Source organism: Herbaspirillum sp. YR522, from assembly GCF_000282575.1.
In the GTDB taxonomy this organism is placed as follows: domain Bacteria; phylum Pseudomonadota; class Gammaproteobacteria; order Burkholderiales; family Burkholderiaceae_D; genus Herbaspirillum.
The window spans coordinates 15,082-35,035 of the sequence record NZ_AKJA01000117.1 but is presented as its reverse complement, the minus strand read 5'-3'; the positions used below and the strand labels follow the sequence as shown (position 1 = coordinate 35,035).

The window sequence follows — 19,954 nt, the reverse complement described above, 5'->3', positions numbered from 1 at the left end:
TCATTGTGTCACCGCCAGAAGTTCGAGCTTGAGATCGCGAATGCCGGATGGAGCATAGATGCAGATCGACTGCGCCTGCAACATGCGCTCGTACATCGCGCCCTTGTTCTCAAGCGCGAAGTAATACGTATCGGGACGAACCGGCAATGCGGCAGGCACCTGCGGCGAGTGCACCAGTTTCACGCCCGGCAGCGCCGCCAGCACGAATTTCTCGACGTCCTCCGGCGCGCCGATCTTCAGCCGCAGGGGCACCACCTCGACCAGTTCGATGGCGGGCAGGTCGGCATTGACGGCCAGGTAGAAATTGGTCTTGTCGTCGATCTTCCCCGAGTCGAGCATGCCGAGGTGATAGGACGGCTTGGTTTCGGTCAGGGCAATGGCAAAGTAGCGCGACGAGATGACCGTATCGAGCAGCTCGCGGATGATGCCATCGAGCTTGGCAAATGACGGGCCCGGGTCACGATGGTCATAGGCAGGCAGGTCCGCCAGCGAAAAGTTCTTGGAAAAAGTCATCAGCGATCCACCCAGGTTGAGCAACTGTTCATACAGTCGCTCCGGATGCAGCAGCGGATTGTTTAGATAGTGGGAAAGGTTGGCGTAGGCGGTGCTGGAGGTATGCAATAGCCAGAACGAAGTGATATCGCCAGAGCGGAACTCGACCACATTCTTGCTCGGCTCCCGGTGATGGCCGTACAAGGCGCTGACCTTTGCCTGCAAAGCGTCCATCAACCTGCGAAGGCGTAAGAACAGCAGTGGCGAAGCGTTGATCGAAAGGCTCGGTGCCACGAACGCGGGATCCAGCTCGAAGCCCGCCGAAGAGGCGCGACGCAGCCGAGCCACGGGGATGCAGACCAGAGAATCGCGTGGTTCGTTTTCGGAGACGATACGCACCGCTTTTTTCAGGTACGCCATTTCGGCTTTTGCGGCATCGGTAAACAGGTCCGCAGTCTCGATGTTGTCTTGCAGGTAACGCGTGGAGTGATTGCCGCCGGCAGCGGGGGCGAAGTTGCCGCCAAAGCTCTTGAGGGCCGGCAGGGCGGCATAGAAAGTGACCGTTTGCTGGGCCAGCGGAATATCGGCAAGCTCAACAGGGTCGGGCAGGTCGTCGCTGTCGGGCGCCTTGTAGATCTCACCGTCCTGGAAGATTGCCGACAATTCAAGGATGCGCAACGTATTATTGTTAAGTGCATCGACATCGATCTGGAGCGAGCCCACGCCCCAGCCATACGGATTCAGGGCAGATGCAGTCTGGTGCAGGCGGGTCTCGTGGTAGTGGTCCTGTCTCTGGAAATGTTGCGGGCGCAGGAACAGGCCTTCGCCCCAGAGGACTTTATTAGAGTGTTTCAATTGTCTTGCCCCGTTTTGTTAGTTGATATAGCTGCATCTAATTGTTGTTTGATTTTCAACGACACTGCACTGGTGCCAACATCAGGTTCTTTTCCAGCGGCTTGCCTTGCGTATCCACCGCAGCGGCACCCGCGCCGATCGTCAGGGAACATGACTGCAAGCCGACGAGAATACCGTTCTTCTCGGAATCGTCGGCCTTGAAGGTCGCCCTCCAGCGCTGCGGGTCAGGGCTCACAAATAGCGCCACAACGCCGATATACCCGGCTTCGTACGTAACTTTTTCGGAGATTTCGTAGCGTTGGCCCGGAACCAGGGTGACTTCCTTTACCTCGAGAAGATCTGCTCCGAGGGCCTCTTTTTCCTTCTGGGCGTTCAGGAATGTGTCATATGACGCTTGCTGGAAACTAATGTTCTGCCGGAGCTTATATATTTTAACCACCAGAGCCAGTGCACGTCGCTGGCTATCCTGGTTCAATGCCTTGCTTGCATGCAACTTTATGGGCACCGTGCGTGGCTGCTTCATCGCATCGGGCACCTCTGGCGTATCCGGTTTCTTCAGTCCTAGCGCCTCCAGCGTGGACTTTCCGACGGAAGCTACCGCGGATGCGGCACCGACCGCTGCACAACCTGAAATCATGACAACTACAATTGATGTTAATAGAAAGCCAATTAAATTATTTTTCACCTCAACCCCAGCTGTATCTACCTTGTTTTAGCCCTGGATCAGGACTCGAATTTTTTTAATAAGTTTTTACACTTCAAGGAACTGCACCTACGGATGCTGGTCTATGCGATACGTTTGGGCAACATAAAGTTCAAGTTACAAAAATTATTAACTCGGGGAGAACCCTGACAGTCGCGATTGGAGCACATCGCCGCCAAAAAGTGCGCTCGGGTACGTATTTTTCCTGGCTAATACATTTAGTTTTCTCATTGTTAAAAAGATAAGTCAGTCTGCGGTAGAGGCTGTCTTTAACCTATGCATGCACGTCCCTCACGTGTGTGTGGATTTAATACATGCAAAAAAGGAGCAACTCGGTATGCGCGTCAGCAAAATAAAAACAGGCTTGATCATTCCAGCGTTGATGTTGGCGGTACTCAGTGGGTGCGCAAGTCAGGCGCCGCAGCCCAAGCCGGAAGAAGAGGCCAAGAACACGCTGGAAAGCGGGGTTGCCCAAGCCAACACCGCCCAGGCGGAAGGCAAGTCGGATGAGGCAGTCACGGTGCTCAAGGCAGTGGCAACCCGTTATCCTGCTGACAAGACTCCATGGTTGCGCATTGCGCAGATCCGCTTCGATGCCGGTGACTACAGCGATGCGATCGTCAATGCACAGGAGGCGCTCAAGCGCGATCCCGCCGACAAGGTGGCCACCAGCATCATTACCGTCAGCGGTCTGCGCCTGGCGACCAAGTCCCTGAACGATCTGCGCACCCAGAATGCGCTGAACGGATCGGTCAAGACAGAAGCCCAGGACCTGACCAAGATGCTGCGTGAAAACCTTGGCGAGACCACACTGGTGCCCCCTCCCAAGCCTGCACCGGTAGCGAAGACGCGTTCGCGCAATCAGCGCAAGGCTGCGCCCGCCGCGACGACTTCGGGCGACGCCGCAGGCGGCGCGACCAGCACTGGTGGCAGTGGCCCCAATCCCTTTGGCAATCTCAAATAAGCCAGGGAGTGGGCTTTCGAGCCTGCTTTTATCCGGCCTCTTCCTAACGGAAGTGGCCGCGTAACTTAAACCGAAGCGGAGTAGTCATGGCAAAAAGAGAAAGCATCCAGAAGAAACTTCAGAAGGTCCGGCCACCTCGGGTCCAGATGACCTATGACGTCGAGATTGGCGATGCAATCGAGAAGAAAGAGCTGGCCTTCGTCACCGGCGTGGTCGGTGACTTTGGCGGCAATTCGGAAGTGCCTCAGCCGCGGCTGAAAGAACGCAAGTTCGTCAATATCGACCCCGACAACTTTGATGAAGTCATGAAGGGGATCGAGCCACGCGCTGTCTATCGGGTGGCCAACGAGCTGTCCGACAAGGGTGGAGAATTCGCGGTCGAGCTCAAATTCCGGTCGATGGATGATTTTCGTCCAGAATCGGTCGTGCAGCAGGTCGAGCCGTTGCGCAAGCTGCTCGAGGCGCGCACCAAGCTGGCTGACCTGCGTAACAAGATCGCGGGCAACGACAAGCTCGAAGACATCCTCAGCGACGTACTCAACAGTACCGAGAAACTGCAGGAACTCAGCAAGCAAACCTCCAAATAACAGAGATCGCCATGTCCGCTCAACTCAATCCAGAAGCTGTAGGCGCGGTTGCTGCCGATGCGCCCGGCGCTAGCCTGCTCGACGATATCGTCGAGCAGAGCAAGGTCGCCAAGTCCACTTCCGAGCATGCACGTGCCAAGGACCTGATTTCCGAATTGGTCAATCAGGTCATGGATGGCACGGTGGTCGTCTCCGACAACCTGTCTGCCACCATCGATGCCCGCATTGCCGAACTGGATCGCCTGGTGTCGGCGCAGGTGAGCGCCATCATGCATGCGCCCGAGTTCCAGAAACTGGAAGGCAGCTGGACCGGCCTGAATTATCTGGTCAGGAACACCACCGTTGGAGAGAATCAGAAAATCAAGATTCTCAATGCCACCAAGAAGGAACTGGTCAAGGATTTCAACTCCGCGCTCGAGTTCGACCAGAGCGCCATGTTCAAGAAGGTCTACGAAGAGGAATTCGGCACCTTCGGCGGCGCGCCTTTCGGCGCTCTGCTGGGCGACTTCGAAATTACCCGCCAGCCGGAAGACATGTATTTCATCGAGCAGATGTCGCGCATCGCCGCAGCATCGCATGCGCCATTCATCTCGGCCGCATCGCCGGAGCTGTTCGGCCTGGAAACGTATTCCGATCTCGGCAAGCCGCGCGACCTCTCCAAGGTGTTCGACACGGTCGAATACGCCAAGTGGAAGTCGTTCCGCGAATCCGAGGATTCGCGCTATGTCGGCCTGACCTTGCCGCGGTTCCTGGGGCGCCTGCCTTACAACCCGAAGGATGGCACCACCGTCGAAGGCTTCAACTTCGTCGAGGATGTCGATGGCAGCGACCACTCTAAATATCTCTGGTGCAATGCCGCGTACGCTTTCGGTACCAAGCTGACGAAGGCCTTCGAGGATTTCGGATGGTGCGCTGCCATCCGGGGCGTCGAAGGCGGAGGACTGGTCGAAGACTTGCCCACGCATACCTTCAAGACCGACGAAGGCGAAGTGGCGCTCAAGTGCCCGACCGAAATCGCCATCACCGATCGCCGCGAAAAAGAGCTCTCCGATCTCGGCTTCATTTCGCTGGTCCACTGCAAGAACACGGACTATGCCGCGTTCTTCGGCGCCCAGTCGGCCCAAAAGCCCAAGAAATACAACACCGATGCCGCCAATGCCAATGCAGTGCTGTCTTCCCAGCTGCAATACATCTTCGCTGTATCGCGTATCGCGCATTACATGAAGTCCATGATGCGCGACAAGATCGGCAGCTTTGCCGCCGCATCGAATGTGGAAGATTTTCTCAATCGCTGGATCGCCCAATACGTGCTGTTGGATGACAACGCCACGCAGGAAGCCAAGGCGCAGTTTCCGCTGCGGGAGGCCTCCGTACAAGTGTCGGAAGTGCCGGGACGGCCAGGCGTTTATCGCGCCGTGTCGTTCCTGCGTCCGCATTTTCAGCTGGATGAGTTGTCTGTGTCGCTGCGCCTGGTGGCGGAGTTGCCGCAGGCAAGCAAGTCCTGACTTTCACTCCCTCACTCTTCACAGGATAAGTTATGGCAATTGACGTCTATCTGCAAATTGACGGTATCAAAGGCGAATCGACCGATGACCTTCACAAGGACTGGATCGAATGCAAGACCGTCGACTGGGAAGTCCTGCAGCCAAAATCTGCGACGGCTTCCACCGCCGGCGGCCATACCGCCGAGCGTTGCGAGCACACCGATATTCTGATCACCAAGGTGGCCGACCTCTCGTCGCCGCTGCTGCTGCAGAATTCGTCCTCGGGCAAGACCATTCCCAAGGCCAAGCTGGAGTTCATGCGAGCCGACGGCAAGGGCGAGCGCGTTCGCTATTTCGAGATCGAATTGACCAATGTGCTCATCAGCAGCGTGTCGCCATCGATCAAGGCCGGCGAGATCCTGGGCGAGACCGTTGGCCTGAAGTATTCCACGGTCAAGTGGAAGTACACACAGCAGAAGAAGGACGGCGGTACCGCGGGTAACACCTCGGGTGGCTGGGACCTGTCGACCAACAAGGTCATCTAAGGCATTCGACTGGCATGGACATTAGTCGTGTACGTGCCAGTCGCGTCCATCTGCGCCCGAACGCCGGCGCACGATGAAGAACCGCATCAAACGCGCAAATCAATAACAATCGGATAAGGCATATGAAAGGCTTCGCCCCCAGCCTGTTTGATCGCCTGATGAACGATAGCGCAAGGTCAGCCGCCAATCCCGTCATCAGTCGCCTGTCGATAGAAGAACTTAAGGATACCGTAGCACGCGACCTGGAGGCGATGCTCAACACGCGCGCGGTCATCCCCGAGGATCTGCTCAAGAATTTCCCCGAATGCGGAAAATCCATTGTGGCCTACGGGTTGAACGATTTCGCCGGCATGAGCCTGGCCAGCATCGATGATCGCAATGCCATCTGCCGTTCGCTGGAAGGGGCCATCGCCCGCCACGAGCCTCGTCTGCGTAATGTGCGCGCTACGCTCGAGATACGCGAAGGCGCCATCAACCGGCTTAATTTTGCCATCAGCGCCTTGCTGGTGGTCAATGCTGCGCGCGAGGCAGTCAGCTTCGACGCCGTGTTGCAGCCGTCGACGTTGCAGTACTCGATCAGCAAGACGCGTCCGACGCGCATAGGAATCTAAATGCAAGAGCTGCTGCCCTATTACGAGCGCGAGTTGAGTTTCCTGCGTCGCTATTCGCGGGAGTTTTCCGAGCGCTACCCGAAGATCGCAGGCGGCCTGCTGATGTCGGGCGAGGTCTGTGAAGACCCGCACATCGAGCGCATGATCCAGTCGTATGCATTGCTCAACGCGCGGGTGTCGAAGCGTCTCGACGACGACTATCCCGAGTTCACGGAAGCGCTGTTCGAAGTGCTCTATCCGCATTACCTGCGTCCGTTCCCGTCCTGCTCGATCGCCCGCATGGATTACTCGGCGTCGGCTTCGCAGCTCACCACTGCCGGCAAGATCGCGCGTGGTACGCCATTGTCGACGCGCCAGGTCAAGGGCGTGACCTGCAAATTCCAGACTGTCTACGACGTGACCGTGGCGCCGATCCGCATGGCCAGCGCCAGTTTTTCGCCCATCATTGCGGCGCCCGAGGCGGTGGTGCTGCCGACGTCGGTCACCTCGTCCTTGTCGCTCACCATCGAGGTCGCGTCGGACCAGGTGACGCTGGCCCAATTGGGCTTGGGCGCGTTGCGTGTCTTCATCGATGGCGAAGCGTCGTTTTGCGCCGCATTACGCGACAGCCTGTTCATGCGCACCGTTTCGGCCTGGGTCGAGATCCCTCGCAGTGGACGCTGGACCGCACTGCGCCAGCCGCCGCTGTCGGAAGTGGGCTTCGCCGAGGAAGACGCGTTGATCGAATTCCCTGCGCGTTCGCATCCGGCCTACCGCTTGTTGACCGAGTATTTTTCGTTTCCCGAGAAATTCAATTTCTTTGATGTCGACATAGCGTCGATACTGGCAGCGCTGCCTGCCGGCGCCAAGAGTTTTACCTTGCACCTGGGCATGTCCGGTCTCAGGGCCGATTCGCACATCGCGCGTCAACTTGGTGCAACCACCGCCGATAACCTGCTGCTGGGTTGCACGCCGGTCATCAACCTTTTTCGCCAGCGTGGCGATCCGATCCGGATCACGCATGCCGGCGCTTACTATCCGGTCGTCGCGGATTCCCGTCGCGCATTCGGTTACGAAGTCTATTCGATCGATTCCGTGCAATTGGTAAGGCAGACGCCTCAGGGCGAGTCGGTGACCGAATTCCGGCCGTTCTACTCATTGCGCCATGGCCAGTCGCCGCAGCGCGAAGGCCATTACTGGGCCTATCGTCGCGATGAACTGGTGGCCTTGAAGAGCCCCGGTTACGAGACCGAGATATCGATCGTCGACATCGATTTCGATCCGGCGCATGTCGAGACCGATACCTTGAGTATCGAATTGACGTGCACCAATCGCGACTTGCCGGCCCTGTTGACCTATGGTTTGCAGGGCGGCGACCTGCAGCTCGAAGGCGGCGGCGTGGTGCGCTCGGTGGCGTTGCTGCGCAAGCCGACATTGCCGGCCCGGTTCGAGCGGGGACGTGGCGCCCACTGGCGACTCATTTCACATCTTTCGCTCAATCACCTGTCGCTGGTGCGTGCCGGATTGGCGGCATTCCAGGAAATGCTGACCCTGTACGACCTGTCGAATTCGCCGATTTCGCAACGCCAGATCGGCGCCATTGCCGCACTCGATCACAAGGCGGCCACTGCCTGGTTGCCCGGCAAGCCCTTTGCCAGCCTGGTGCGCGGTATCGAAGTCAAGCTGACGCTGGATGAAGAAGGCTTTGTCGGCAGCGGGTTGCACGCGTTTGCCGGCGTGATCGATCGTTTCATGGGGCTGTACGTGCAGGCCAACAGCTTTACGCAGTTGAGCGTGTACTCGAAAAGAACAGGGGAGGAGTTGTTGAAATGCAAGCCACGCAGCGGAGATTTGAGCCTAGCGTAATCGAGCGCCTGTTCGCTGCGCCGCACCGCTTCCAGTTCTTCCAGGCGGTGCGCATGATCGAGCTTTGGTTCAAGCGTAATGGCGTCCCGCCCGAGCGTGCGGTAAGCGATTTCCTGCGCTTTGCCAATCGTACCGTGCTCGGCTTCCCGGCCAGTGAAATCGAGCATATCGACACCTGGCCGCCGCAAGCCCAGGGCTCGGTGGCCGACATGGGACGCGCCTTGCGTAGCGGCGAACTGAAATATGTGAGGTTGACGCCGACGTTCATGGGTTTCCTGGGCGGCAGCGGGTCGATGCCGGCGCATTACACCGAACGCATTGCCCGCCATCAGGCCGAACAGCGCGACGAAGGGCCGAGGGCCTTTCTCGACGCGTTTTCAACCCGTTCGCTGGGCCTGTTCTACCAGGCATGGAGCAAGTACCGTCTGGCCTTCCAATACGAAGCAGGACGCCGCGACAAGTTCTTGCCATTGCTGATGTCGCTGGCGGGACTGGGTTTTCCATCGTTGCGCGAGCGCTTGCTGCAAGCCGATGGTCGTGGCATACACGACGAGTCGCTGGGGCATTTTGCGGGTGCCTTGCGCCAGCGCCCGGCGTCGGCCTTCTACATGCAGCGCGTGCTGGGCGACTATTTTTCCGTGCCATTGCAGGTCGAGCAATTCGTCGGCAGCTGGTATGACGTGCCGCGCGAACACCAGACCGCATTGGGCGCAACCAATTCGTCGCTGGGCAGCGCCATGGCCGGTGCCCGTGTCTGGCAACGCGACCTGCGCATGCGGTTGCGCATCGGACCGCTGCCCATGGCCGATTTCGAGCAGTTTCTGCCCGGCGCGGCGGGATCGCAAGCGCTCTCGCGCATGCTGGGCATGTTCACCGGCTCGGCGCTCGAATACGAGATCCAGTTGGTGCTTCGCGCCGAAGACGTGCGCGGCGTCGATCTGAGCGCACAGCGCAGCGGGGGCCGGCTGGGATGGGACAGTTTCGTCGCCACGCGCGCCCAGACGCAGGACCGGGCCGATATCTGCTACGAGATAAAGCTGCATTGAGTTACCAGGTGGGGTGGCCTCGGCCACCACGACATTCGACATCATCAAGGAAAACAACAAGATATGGGCATCAATCTGAAATCGCTGATCAGCAAGCTCAATGACACGTCGCGCATCGCCACCGAGCGCGCCGCCAGCTTGTGCATGTCGCGCGGCCAATACGAGGTCGACCTGGAACACCTGTTCCTGGCGTTGCTGGAGACGCCGCAATCGGACTTCAGCCTGATCGCTCGCCGTAGCGGCATCAGCATCGACAGCCTGCAAGCCGATCTGGAAAACGAAATAAGCCGTTTCAAGAATGGCAATACGCGCACCCCTGTGTTGTCGCCGCACCTGCAGACATTGTTCGAGCATGGCTGGCTGATCGCCTCGCTGGATGGCCAAAACCCAAGCGTGCGCAGCGGTCATCTGTTGTTGGCGTTGCTGACCCAGCCCGATCTGGCGCAACTGGCCTATCGCGGCTCCAAGCTGTTCACCAAGTTCAAGCTGGATGAACTCAAGCATGACCTGGCCAAGCTCAGCGAGGGATCGGTCGAGGCGACTGGCGCTTCTCACCAGCAGGACGCGGACGCAGCCGGCGACGGCGGCGACCCCGTAGGCGAGCTGCGCCCGGGCGGCGCGGGCAAGACACCTGCGCTGGACCAATACACCACCAACCTGACCCAGCGCGCACGCGATGGCAAGATCGATCCGGTGATCGGTCGCGATGCCGAGATCCGTCAGGCGATCGATATCCTGCTGCGCCGTCGCCAGAATAACCCGATCCTCACCGGCGAGGCCGGCGTGGGCAAGACGGCCGTGGTGGAAGGCCTGGCGTTGCGCATTGCCGAAGGCGACGTTCCGGAAGCGTTGGCGGCCGTCGAGATCCATACGCTCGACATGGGGCTGCTGCAGGCCGGCGCCAGCGTCAAGGGGGAGTTCGAGAACCGGCTCAAGAACGTCATCGATGAAGTGCGCAAGAGCCCGCACGCCATCATCCTGTTCATCGACGAGGCGCACACGATGATCGGCGCCGGTGGCCAGGCCGGGCAGAACGACGCGGCCAACCTGCTCAAGCCGGCATTGGCGCGTGGCGAACTGCGCACCATTGCCGCCACGACCTGGAGCGAGTACAAGAAATACTTCGAGAAGGATGCAGCGCTGGCGCGGCGTTTCCAGGTCATCAAGGTAGAGGAACCGAGCGAAGAAGTCGCGTGCGCCATGCTGCGGGCGATGGCGCCGTTGATGGAGCGGCATTTCGGCGTGCGGGTCTATGACGACGCGATCGTCGAAGCGGTGCGCCTGTCGCACCGTTATATCAGCGGCCGCCAGCTGCCGGACAAGGCCATCAGCGTGCTCGACACCGCGTGCGCCAAGGTCGCATTGGGCCAGAATGCCACTCCTGCATTGCTGGAAGGGGTGACGCGTCGCCTGCAGCGCCTGGATGCCGAAATTGCCGCGCTCGAGCGCGAAGCCGCCAGCGGTTCGGCGCACCAGCAGCGTATCGCCGAGTTGCAGGCCGCCCACCAGGCCGCCAGCGCCGAGCGCGAGCAGCTCAGCGCGCGCTGGGATGTCGAACGCGGTCTGAACGAACAGATCCAGAAAGCCCGTGCGGCGCTCGAGCAAGCCCACCAGAACCGCACCGGCACCGACGACGCCGACCGTGCCCGGGCCGAATTGAAACAGTTGTTCGAGCAGTTGAAGTCGCATCAGGGCGAGACCCCGATGGTGCCGGTGCAGGTCGATGGTCATGTGGTGGCCGAGATCGTGGCCGGCTGGACCGGTATCCCGCTGGGCAAGATGGTCAAGGATGAAATCAAGACCGTGCTCGGTCTGGATGCCGTGCTCAAGGAACGGGTGCTGGGCCAGCCGCATGCGATGGCGGCAGTGGCGCAACGGGTTCGCACGTCGCGCGCCAACCTGGACGATCCGAGCAAGCCCAAGGGCGTGTTCCTGTTCGTCGGGCCCTCCGGCGTGGGCAAGACCGAGACTGCGCTGGCGCTGGCCGACGCCCTGTACGGCGGCGAACGCAAGCTGATCACCATCAACATGAGCGAATACCAGGAGGCGCATAGCGTGTCGGGCCTCAAAGGCTCGCCCCCCGGTTATGTCGGCTATGGCGAAGGCGGCGTGCTGACCGAGGCGGTGCGGCGCAATCCCTACAGCGTGGTACTGCTCGACGAGGTCGAAAAAGCCCACCCGGATGTGCTGGAGCTGTTCTTCCAGGTGTTCGACAAGGGCGTCATGGATGATGGCGAAGGGCGCGAGATCGATTTCAAGAACACCATCATCATCCTGACCAGCAACGTCGCCTCGTCGCAGATGATGCAAGCCTGCCTCAACAAGCCGGCCGACGAACTGCCGACACCGGACGAGCTGGACCAGCTGATTCGCCCGCAATTGGTCAAGGCGTTCAAGCCCGCGTTTCTGGGCCGCCTGAAGGTGATTCCGTATTACCCGATCGCCGACGATGTGCTGGTGGAGATCATCAACCTGAAGCTGGCGCGCATCGGCAAGCGTATAGCGACCAATCACAAGGCCGAATTCACGCACGACAAGGCGCTGGTCGAGGCGGTGCTGGCGCGCTGCACCGAAGTCGACTCAGGGGCGCGCAATGTCGATAACATCCTCAACGGCAGCTTGCTGCCGGAGATCGCCGAGAGTGTGCTGGCGCGCATGGCCGAGGGCAGCGCCATCAGCCGCATCAAGGTTTCCGCCAGCAAGAAGGGCGATTTCAAGTACACCATCCAGTAAGCGAGGACCCGATGACCCGGCCCAGCACCATTGACGTCGATATTGCGCCCAGGATGACCACAAGGGGGCGGCGATGAGCTTCGATATCGCATCCATGCTGGGCGCGTGGAACCAGTCGAGCCGCGTCATGCGGCTGTTTACTACGCTGGACGCCGAGTATGGTCCCGATGCGTTGATGGCCGAGGCGCTGCAGGCGGTAGAGGGCGTCGGCCCAGTGGAGGACGTCGCCGATATCGACCATTCCATGGCGGGCTATCGCCTGCAACTGGCGTGCCTCAGCCTGAACGCGGATATCTCGCTGCGCAAGCTGGTGGGACAGCCAGCCTTGCTGGAACTCGATACCGATGGCCAGCCACGCCATTTTCATGGAATCGTCACCGACTGCCGCATCGCAGGCGCCAACGGCGGCATGGCGCGCTACCGGCTGACGATAGAGCCCTGGTTGTCGTTCCTGCGGTACCGGCGGGACAGTGCGATCTACCAGGATATGACAGTGCCGGAGATCGTCGAATCGGTGTTTCGCGACTATCAGGGGCAGGGCAAGTTGCAGCCGCAATGGCGGTTCGATCTGCAGGATCCCGAGGTCTATGCCAGGCGCAGCCTGACGACGCAATACCAGGAGAGCGACCTCGATTTCGTCACGCGCCTGCTGGCCGAAGAAGGCATGTTCTACTACATCGAGCACCAGGGCGATAGCAGCAGCGCCAGCCGGGGCACGCATACCGTGGTGATCGCCGACCATAACGGCAGCTTCAAGCGCAACCCGCGCAGTGACGTCGCTTTCTCGAAGGTCGGGGCGGTGATCGCGCAAGACAATATCGACCACTGGCGCAGCGTGCGCCGCTGGCAGACCAATTCGGTCGAGATCCTGACCTGGGACTACCGCCAGGCAGCGGTGCGCGAAGCTGCGGCCAGCGGCAATGCCGACAATGCCAGCGACCAGCTGGTGCTGGCCAGTCGTGATGCGCCCGGTGTGTACGCCAACGAAAACCGGCAACAGGCAGAGCGCCAGGCCGCCAACCAGATGCAGGCCATCGAGGCCCGCAACAAGATCTTCACCGGCGCCGGTACCGTGCGTGCATTCGCCGCCGGCACCAGCTTCACCTTGAGCGGTCACGTCGATCATCACGGCACCGACAACGACCATTTCGTCCTGTTGCGCGTGGTGCATCAGGCACATAACAACCTGGCCGCCGATCTGGGCGGCCAGGTCGCCAGGCTGCTGGGAAGCGTCAGCTTCGATGAAGACAAGTCCGGGGCCGGCCGCTTGCGGGAGGCAGCATTGCAGGTGGGCGAAGGCGATGCCCGTGCCGTCTACCGCAATCGCTTCGATGCCATCCGCAGCAAGATCGCCTATCGACCGTTGCTGGTCGATGGCGATGGCGTGCAACTGCACCCCAAGCCCCTGGCGCACGGCCAGCAGAGCGCCATTGTGGTCGGCATCGATGGCCAGCCGGTGCATACCGACCGCGACAATCGTATTCGGGTGCAATTCCATTGGCAACGCGGAGAGCGCAGCCACAGCGGCTTGCAGTCGCCGACGCCGCAAGGGCATGCCGGCGCCCCAGCCAACGAAAAAGCCGGCACCTGGGTGCGCGTGCTGGCCGGTATGGCGCCCACCGCGGGCGCCAACTGGGGCGGCCAGGCGGTACCGAGGGTCGGGCAGGAAGTGCTGATCGATTTCATCGAGGGCGATATCGATCGTCCGGTGGTCATCGGTACCCTCTATAACGGCCAGGGCCAGAAAAACGCCCAGGGCAACCAGGCCGGGCAGGGCGCGGGCGCGGGCGCGGCGACCGGCAACGCCCCGGCGTGGTTCCCGGGCGACGCCGCAGGCCACAATCATGCCGCGGTACTGACCGGCATCAAGACCCAGGCGCTGGGTGCCAGTGCCAGCGGTGGCGGCGCCTACAACCAGTTGGTGTTCGACGATACGCCGGGTCAATCGCGCGTGGCGCTGCACCAGCATGCCAATGCCCACGACGGCAGCAGCGAATTGAACCTGGGCCAGCTACGCCAGCAGACCGACAATCAGCGGCTTGCCGCCACCGGCACCGGTTTCGAGCTCAAGACGCAATACAGCGCGGCACTACGTGCCGGCCGCGGCCTGCTGGTCTCGACCGACAAGGATGCCGGCGCCCAGCTGGAAGTGCGCCGTGCACTGGCACAACTGGAGCAGGGCGGCGAGCGTCAGCGGCGGCTGGCCGAGACTGCGCAAAAGCACAATGCCAAGCTGGACGGCGAAGGCGAAGCCGCCAAGCTGCCCGCGGTGGAGTCGCTTGCCGATGCTGCCGAAGTGATCAAGGCTACCGATAGCGCATCGACCGGTAACGGCGCGCAGGATGGCAGCGCGGCGACCGCATTCAATGCGCCGCAATTGCAGCTGTCGAGCCCGTCGGGCATTGCCGCTGTCACGCCGGCCAGCGCCATCCTGGCTGCCGGCGTGACCAGCAGCATCAGTGCCGGGCGTGCCATCAACCAGGTAGCGCAAGGCAATCTGCACCACCTTGCCAAGACCGGCATCAGCCTGTTTACCTATGGCCAGGCCAGCGACGCGAGCAAGCCCAACCAGGAGGCCGGCATCGCCATGCATGCCGCTTCCGGCAGGGTCAGCCTGCAGAGCCAGGCCGGCCAGATGCTGCTGACGGCGGCCAAGGCATTGACCGTGGCCAGCGTGGGCAAGGATGTCAGCATCGTCGGCAAGCAGCACGTGTTGCTGACCGCGCAGGGAGCCTGGCTGAAGCTGGAAGGTGGCAACATCGAGGTGCACGGCCCCGGGGCCATGGAATTCAAGGCCAGCGCCAAGGAGCTGACCGGCCCGCAGGGCAGCAGTGCCAGCGTGGCCATGCCGGCGCCGGGGCCGCTGGCCGATTGCGAATACAAGACTGGCGCGTGACGCCGGCCCCACGGCCCCGGCCGCACTGAAAGGAAGGCAACAATGAGCACCTCGCAACTCCATGAGCAGATCCGTGCAGCATTGTTCCAGCTGCGCGAGGTCAATCCGACCAGCCATGTCCATCTGCTGCTGGACGGCAACCACCCATGCCACGTCGATGATGCGCTGCATCCGTCGCAATTGGCCCGGCGCGAGATCGCCTGCACCCCGGTGACGATCAAGCGCGCCGACTTTGCCCACGATCCGCAGATCTGCCCGAGCCTGGTCACGTTGTTTTCACCGGGCGACCGTGGCTATCCCGACGAGTTGCTGCTGGACCAGAGTATCGCCTATGCCCAGGCCCACCACGCCAGCGTCAACGGCACGGATGTCTGTGGATGGCTGTTGTCGGAGCGTTGCGCCGAGGAGCTCGCGCCCCACCTGGCCCACGCCTGCGAACTGTTCGACCTGACCCTCGGCAAGCGCCGGGTGCTGCCGCTGTTCGAGCCGCACCGCCTGGCGCTGGCCGCCGATGCCGGCAAGGACGGCTTCATGCGGCGCTGGCTAGGGCCGGTCAGCCACTGGCTGTGGGTCGATCTCAATGGCGCCTTGCGCAGCGTGACGGCGCACGACCTGGCCGAGGATGGGCAAGGCAGGCAGCATCTCGATGAAAACGATTGGAAAGCCCAGCGCCGGGTCGACGAAGCAAAGGTCGTCCTGCTGGCGCTGGCCGATGCGCAGCGGATGGTGCCGGTCAAGCCCGAGATCGCCATCGACCGGGCCTTGCAGCGGGCCATCGATGAAGGCTTGCAGCGCACCGAAGACCTGGTGTTCTTTGCGCTGAACGATTTTTCGATCGGATCCGGCTGGGCCGGGCATCCGGCCGCATTGCGCGCGATTGCCCAGGCGCAGGCCGGGCCGCAGACCTTGAGCGAACTGATCAGCGCGTTGAATGACGCCACGCTTGATGAAATCGCCGCCTATCGCGTCGACGCGAGCTGACGCCGCACGACGCCACACTGCACTAGTATCTGGAGAACCACATGGGCACCGACGCCACCAAGATCAAGCCGTCCACCGGCGCCGCCACCCTGCGCGGCAATGCCGATAGCGCCCAGAAGAGCGCGCTCGGTTCGGACGGCAAATGCACCTTTTGCCAGCGCAGCGGCTACCCGATCCTGCCATTGCGCTATGCCGTCAAACCGGGTTATGTGACCAACCTGGGCACATCGTTGCAATCGCTGCCGCAGATGGAAAAGTTCGTCGCCCAGGCATTGCAGGGCAACCGCTACACGCTGCGCGTGTTGCGCCAGGGTTTCGTGCATGTCTACCTGGGCGTGAAGGGGCATTGGCAGACCTATGTGGTGACCGAAGACGGCTACCTGCGCCTGTTGAAGAACCCGGACGATCCCGACGCCAAGACCGAGCGCCCGCTGACCGAGGCGTGCAAGCGCGATGGCCATAACATTCCTGCCAGCTTCATCAACATTCCCGAACGATACAAGAAGGTCTGGATCGGTTTTTCCGATATCGCCTGGCGCAAGCCGGTGAGGGACGCCTTCGAGGCCAAGCCCGACGCCCGCATGCAACTGGTCGACTGCACCAAGCTGGCGACCAACCCCGCTGCCGAGAAGAATGCCGTCGAGTTGACCGACAATTGCGCCGGGCTGCACAACGTGACCGAGGAATACGCCACCGACGACGCCGAGTACAAGCAGCGCCTGACCTATACGGCAAAGGTGTTGTCAGCAGAAAAGACGGTGGAAGAGAAATTCCTGTGGGAGAGCCTGCACGGCAACTACCCGCGCGCCGGGCAGCTTGCCGCGCTGGGTGGCCACGTCAAGGCGTACCAGCAGAAGACCGCCAAGCAATTCGGCACGGCGCGCAAGATGGCAGCCATTGCCTTGTTCGACCCGGTGGGCATGGTGCAGGAGCTCAATGCAGCGCGCCTGCACTTCATCCAGGCGCGCCAGAACTATACCGACAAGGTAATGCGGCCGCTGATCGTCTCGAAGTCGATCCTGGGCCTGAAGGATTACTTCGAGAAGACCGCGCTGGCCGTGCGGACGATGGACGAGAAGAAGAAGAACCAGCCCGACGTGCAGACCGAGACCATCGGTTATACCGATCCGATGCTGGGCGTGGGCGGCGTCGGCACCACGATCACTACCACCCGCAAGGAGCGCGCCAAGCAAGACGCCGACGCCGCCTGGAAAAAGATCGCCGAACGCTACAGCGAACCGAACCGCGCTGCCTTCGACAAGCACTACGAAGCAGCGATGAAACTGTTCTACGAGCAGATCGAGATGCAGGCGCACGACTGGTCGCTGTGGGCAAAGGACAGTGCGTGGACCAACCATTTCAAGGACTATCGCACCAGTTTCGGCAGCGACTATCGCCGGCTGGTGGAAGTCTACGCGCTGGCGCTGGCCGGTGGCGCCGGCGAAGACAAGTATTCGCAAGCGGTATGGCAGACCTGGTTGACGGCCAAGGTGGGCGACCCGAACACGCCGATCTATCCGGCGCTGTTCGGTAACCGCAAGGACATCATGGACTACCTGGTGCCGGCCGATGGCGAGTTGAACAAGGGCGACAAGCTGTACGACACGGCCAAGAACCTGGTGGCGTCGGAGGAAGGCGAAGAGGTCAAGAAGAAGGTCAAGGAATTCATCGGCACGGCGAAGGATAGCCTGTCGCAGGTGTTGCTGGCCATTTCAGGGTCGGTGGGGCGCCTCGAGGCCAGGATCACTGCCCAGGCCGGCGTGATCGCTCACCGCGCCACCCAGGCCGCGCTGACCTTGTACAACGATGTCGAACCGATTTTCATCAAGGTGCAGATGACGGTGCGCGAGTACCAGCGGCTGCTGTCCGACCTGGCGTTCCAGGTCGGCGGCAAGGTCAAGAAGGAAGTCGGCTCGCTGGTGCTTGCCGGGGCCATGAGCATCAATAACCCCAGGGTGCGCGACGCGCTCATCGAAGTCACCATCTGGACCTTCGAAAAGGCGGCAACGGTCAAGGCGATGCTGGACAAGGCGATGAAGGACGGTGCGGCTGCCGTGCGCAGCGTCGCGCGCTCGGTGGCGGTATCGAGCGTCATCATCAGCCATACGGTGGTCCAGGAGCTGGGCGGGTTAGGCCGGCGTATCGAAATGAACATGCAGCAGGCCAAGGAATTCGCGCGCGACGTGATGAGCAAGAGCCTGCGCATTGGCGGTCAACTGCAGGAACCGCTGCTGGCTGGCGGCGCCATCATCTTCCAGGCCTGGGCGTTCAAGTCGTCGATTAAAGACATTAAAGAGAAGCTTGGAGCAGAAGGTCAGGAAGCACAATTGTCATTGCTGTCGGCAGGATTAGGTGTGGTGGCCGCCACCACCGAGACTATTGGTGCGCTGTTCAAAGTGGTGAGCAAGGAAGCGTTGGGCAAGATACTGATCAAGGTGGCTGGCTTCATTGGTGCGGCTTCGGGAATGGTTGACTCGATCCAGGCAGCATTCGCCGCCCGCCGGGCTGGCTCCCACGGTGACACAGACGCTCGTAACGCCTATTACGCCGCCAGCCTGCTGTTCGGTTTGAGTGCTGTCGTCAGTGGCTATGCCGTGGCGATTGGCTCCAGCGCGCTGCTAGGACCGATTGGCATCGCGCTCGTTCTGGTAGGGCTGGGGATTGCTGCTATTTGGTATGCGATGAACGCTGAATCGTCTCAGGCCGAGATGTGGGCAGACAGATGCTATTTCGGCGTCAACCGCAACGAAAAGGGAAAATGGAGTGACGCAGAGTTTCCCACTGAGGTGGCCGAATTGAACTCCATCATCGCCGGCCTGCGTGTGGAAGTAGGCCCGCGCAGTTTTATTACCCGCAAATGGGGCGGTCTGGTCGATTTCGATGGCCATTCCGACGATAATGTCAGAATGAAGATCAGCTTCGGCATGTTCGACGAGAAGAAGTCGGCCTATCAGTGGACCTGGTACGCCAAGCACAAGAAGTTCGGAAATGTGCTGCTTTCTAGTGGAAAATACGGGATAGCTCCATGGGGGCTGGCCAACGTGGCAACTAGGTCGCTCCACAACGGCGACATCAAGGAACTGCCTAGCATCGACTTATACCAGCCAACTCTGGCGTTCGACGACAAGGGTAACGTCGCGGCTGCGGTGCAGCAGGGATATGCAAGTTTGAATACTGGTGAATTTGAAGAGACCAGTTTGCAGATTAATTACTGGCCAGACAGTGAGGACCCATCTTGCCTTACAGGAGTGGCCGTTAGCGAGGAGTTGTGAATGAGTAGCGACCAATCCCGTTTCGACCCGCCCAACCGGCACTGGTACGAGGATCTCCCCGAAAGCCGGACCGCCTTTGGACCCGATATCGATTCTCCGACCCTGGGCGACGAGATCAATGCGGTTAATGAGACGTACCTTGAGATGTCGCGTGTCGGCAATGTGATCCGCGGGGGATTGCTAATGACGGGGACCGTGGGACTACTCTTTTTCATCTGGATGATGATGGTCCTGATACGTGCTGGTATTGGGCCGAATGCAGCGTTGATTTTCCCTATCATTAGCTGGAGCGTGATCGCCATCGGCACGACTTTCTCGGTATCCTGTATCGTGTTGGACTGTAGTATCCCACGCGACATGCCAGTGCGATTCGATCGCAGCGATTCCAAGGTGTATGTCTATGACTACCCGGTGCGTCTGATGCCGTTCCCCCCACGCCGAGCGCAAATGAAGACATTTTCCTGGCATGACGTCGAGGCCGAGATCACCAAGCAATCCGGCTATAACGGCAAAGCCTACGTGACCCGCTATGCACTGGTACTGGTGATCTGCAAGCCTGGCACCAACGAGGTGATTGATCGTTTGACTCTGAAGGGCAACGACGTGACCTTGCGTGGCCTGCAAGCTATGTGGAACTATATCCGGCGCTACATGATCGAGGGGGTGGTCAATCTGCCGCCAGCGCAACCGCGTGTCCGGGGCATATCGCTACGCCGCAGCGTGTTCACCTATATGCCTTATTTTGATCCGTCAGTGGAAGGCACCCATTTCCGCGACCGGATGGGTGTGATTGACTGGCTATTAGCATTGTTGATGATGTGGTTTTTCTGGATCTGGCTGCCCATGGGCCTCTGCCATTACATTGCGATGAAGTGCGCTCCCGAGCCTCAATGGCCTGCCGAAATGGATGCTCGTTGAATTTATCAGAGCACTTTGGATG

General features: G+C 60.6%; 14 protein-coding genes. 12 read left to right on the top strand and 2 right to left on the bottom strand.

Annotated features, from left to right (window positions below; all coding sequences use genetic code 11):
• A complete protein-coding gene (tssK, locus tag PMI40_RS16485) occupies positions 1–1,347 on the bottom strand; it encodes a type VI secretion system baseplate subunit TssK (protein ID WP_008117564.1) in 1,347 nt (448 codons plus the stop codon).
• A 55-nt stretch (positions 1,348–1,402) separates the two neighbouring features.
• Positions 1,403–2,032 carry a type VI secretion system lipoprotein TssJ gene (tssJ, locus tag PMI40_RS16480; protein WP_040502224.1) on the bottom strand — a complete coding sequence of 210 codons (630 nt, stop codon included), beginning with the start codon at positions 2,030–2,032 and terminating at the stop codon, positions 1,403–1,405.
• A gap of 355 nt (positions 2,033–2,387) precedes the next feature.
• On the opposite strand from tssJ, the gene PMI40_RS16475 reads away from it, so the two are divergent.
• The 12 genes from PMI40_RS16475 to PMI40_RS16420 all read left to right on the top strand — a co-directional run bounded on the left by PMI40_RS16475 (position 2,388) and on the right by PMI40_RS16420 (position 19,932).
• Entirely contained in the window at positions 2,388–3,014 is a 627-nt protein-coding gene (locus PMI40_RS16475) for a hypothetical protein (protein WP_008117560.1), read from the top strand.
• Between the two features lie 86 nt (positions 3,015–3,100).
• A complete protein-coding gene (tssB, locus tag PMI40_RS16470) occupies positions 3,101–3,601 on the top strand; it encodes a type VI secretion system contractile sheath small subunit (protein WP_008117558.1) in 501 nt (166 codons plus the stop codon).
• Between the two features lie 11 nt (positions 3,602–3,612).
• Complete coding sequence (tssC, locus tag PMI40_RS16465) at positions 3,613–5,106, top strand: type VI secretion system contractile sheath large subunit (protein WP_008117556.1); 1,494 nt, start codon at positions 3,613–3,615, stop codon at positions 5,104–5,106.
• A gap of 32 nt (positions 5,107–5,138) precedes the next feature.
• Positions 5,139–5,630 carry a type VI secretion system tube protein Hcp gene (locus tag PMI40_RS16460; protein ID WP_008117554.1) on the top strand — a complete coding sequence of 164 codons (492 nt, stop codon included), beginning with the start codon at positions 5,139–5,141 and terminating at the stop codon, positions 5,628–5,630.
• A 122-nt stretch (positions 5,631–5,752) separates the two neighbouring features.
• Complete coding sequence (gene tssE, locus PMI40_RS16455; RefSeq protein ID WP_008117553.1) at positions 5,753–6,241, top strand: type VI secretion system baseplate subunit TssE; 489 nt, start codon at positions 5,753–5,755, stop codon at positions 6,239–6,241.
• Complete coding sequence (gene tssF, locus PMI40_RS16450) at positions 6,242–8,086, top strand: type VI secretion system baseplate subunit TssF (protein ID WP_008117544.1); 1,845 nt, start codon at positions 6,242–6,244, stop codon at positions 8,084–8,086.
• Positions 8,050–9,132 (top strand): type VI secretion system baseplate subunit TssG, encoded by a 1,083-nt coding sequence (tssG, locus tag PMI40_RS16445; RefSeq protein WP_008117542.1) that lies wholly within the window; start codon positions 8,050–8,052, stop codon positions 9,130–9,132. The genes tssF and tssG overlap by 37 nt, the downstream gene beginning before the upstream one ends.
• Positions 9,133–9,195: 63 nt before the next feature.
• The gene (tssH, locus tag PMI40_RS16440) at positions 9,196–11,865 is read left to right on the top strand and encodes a type VI secretion system ATPase TssH (RefSeq protein ID WP_008117539.1); all 2,670 of its coding nucleotides are present in this window, start codon (positions 9,196–9,198) and stop codon (positions 11,863–11,865) included.
• Between the two features lie 73 nt (positions 11,866–11,938).
• Complete coding sequence (locus PMI40_RS16435) at positions 11,939–14,761, top strand: type VI secretion system Vgr family protein (RefSeq protein ID WP_008117537.1); 2,823 nt, start codon at positions 11,939–11,941, stop codon at positions 14,759–14,761.
• A 42-nt stretch (positions 14,762–14,803) separates the two neighbouring features.
• Complete coding sequence (locus tag PMI40_RS16430) at positions 14,804–15,742, top strand: hypothetical protein (RefSeq protein ID WP_008117535.1); 939 nt, start codon at positions 14,804–14,806, stop codon at positions 15,740–15,742.
• Positions 15,743–15,783: 41 nt separating this feature from the next.
• Complete coding sequence (locus PMI40_RS16425) at positions 15,784–19,014, top strand: T6SS effector BTH_I2691 family protein (protein WP_008117533.1); 3,231 nt, start codon at positions 15,784–15,786, stop codon at positions 19,012–19,014.
• A complete protein-coding gene (locus PMI40_RS16420; RefSeq protein ID WP_008117531.1) occupies positions 19,015–19,932 on the top strand; it encodes a DUF6708 domain-containing protein in 918 nt (305 codons plus the stop codon).
• The last annotated feature ends 22 nt before the right edge of the window (positions 19,933–19,954 follow it).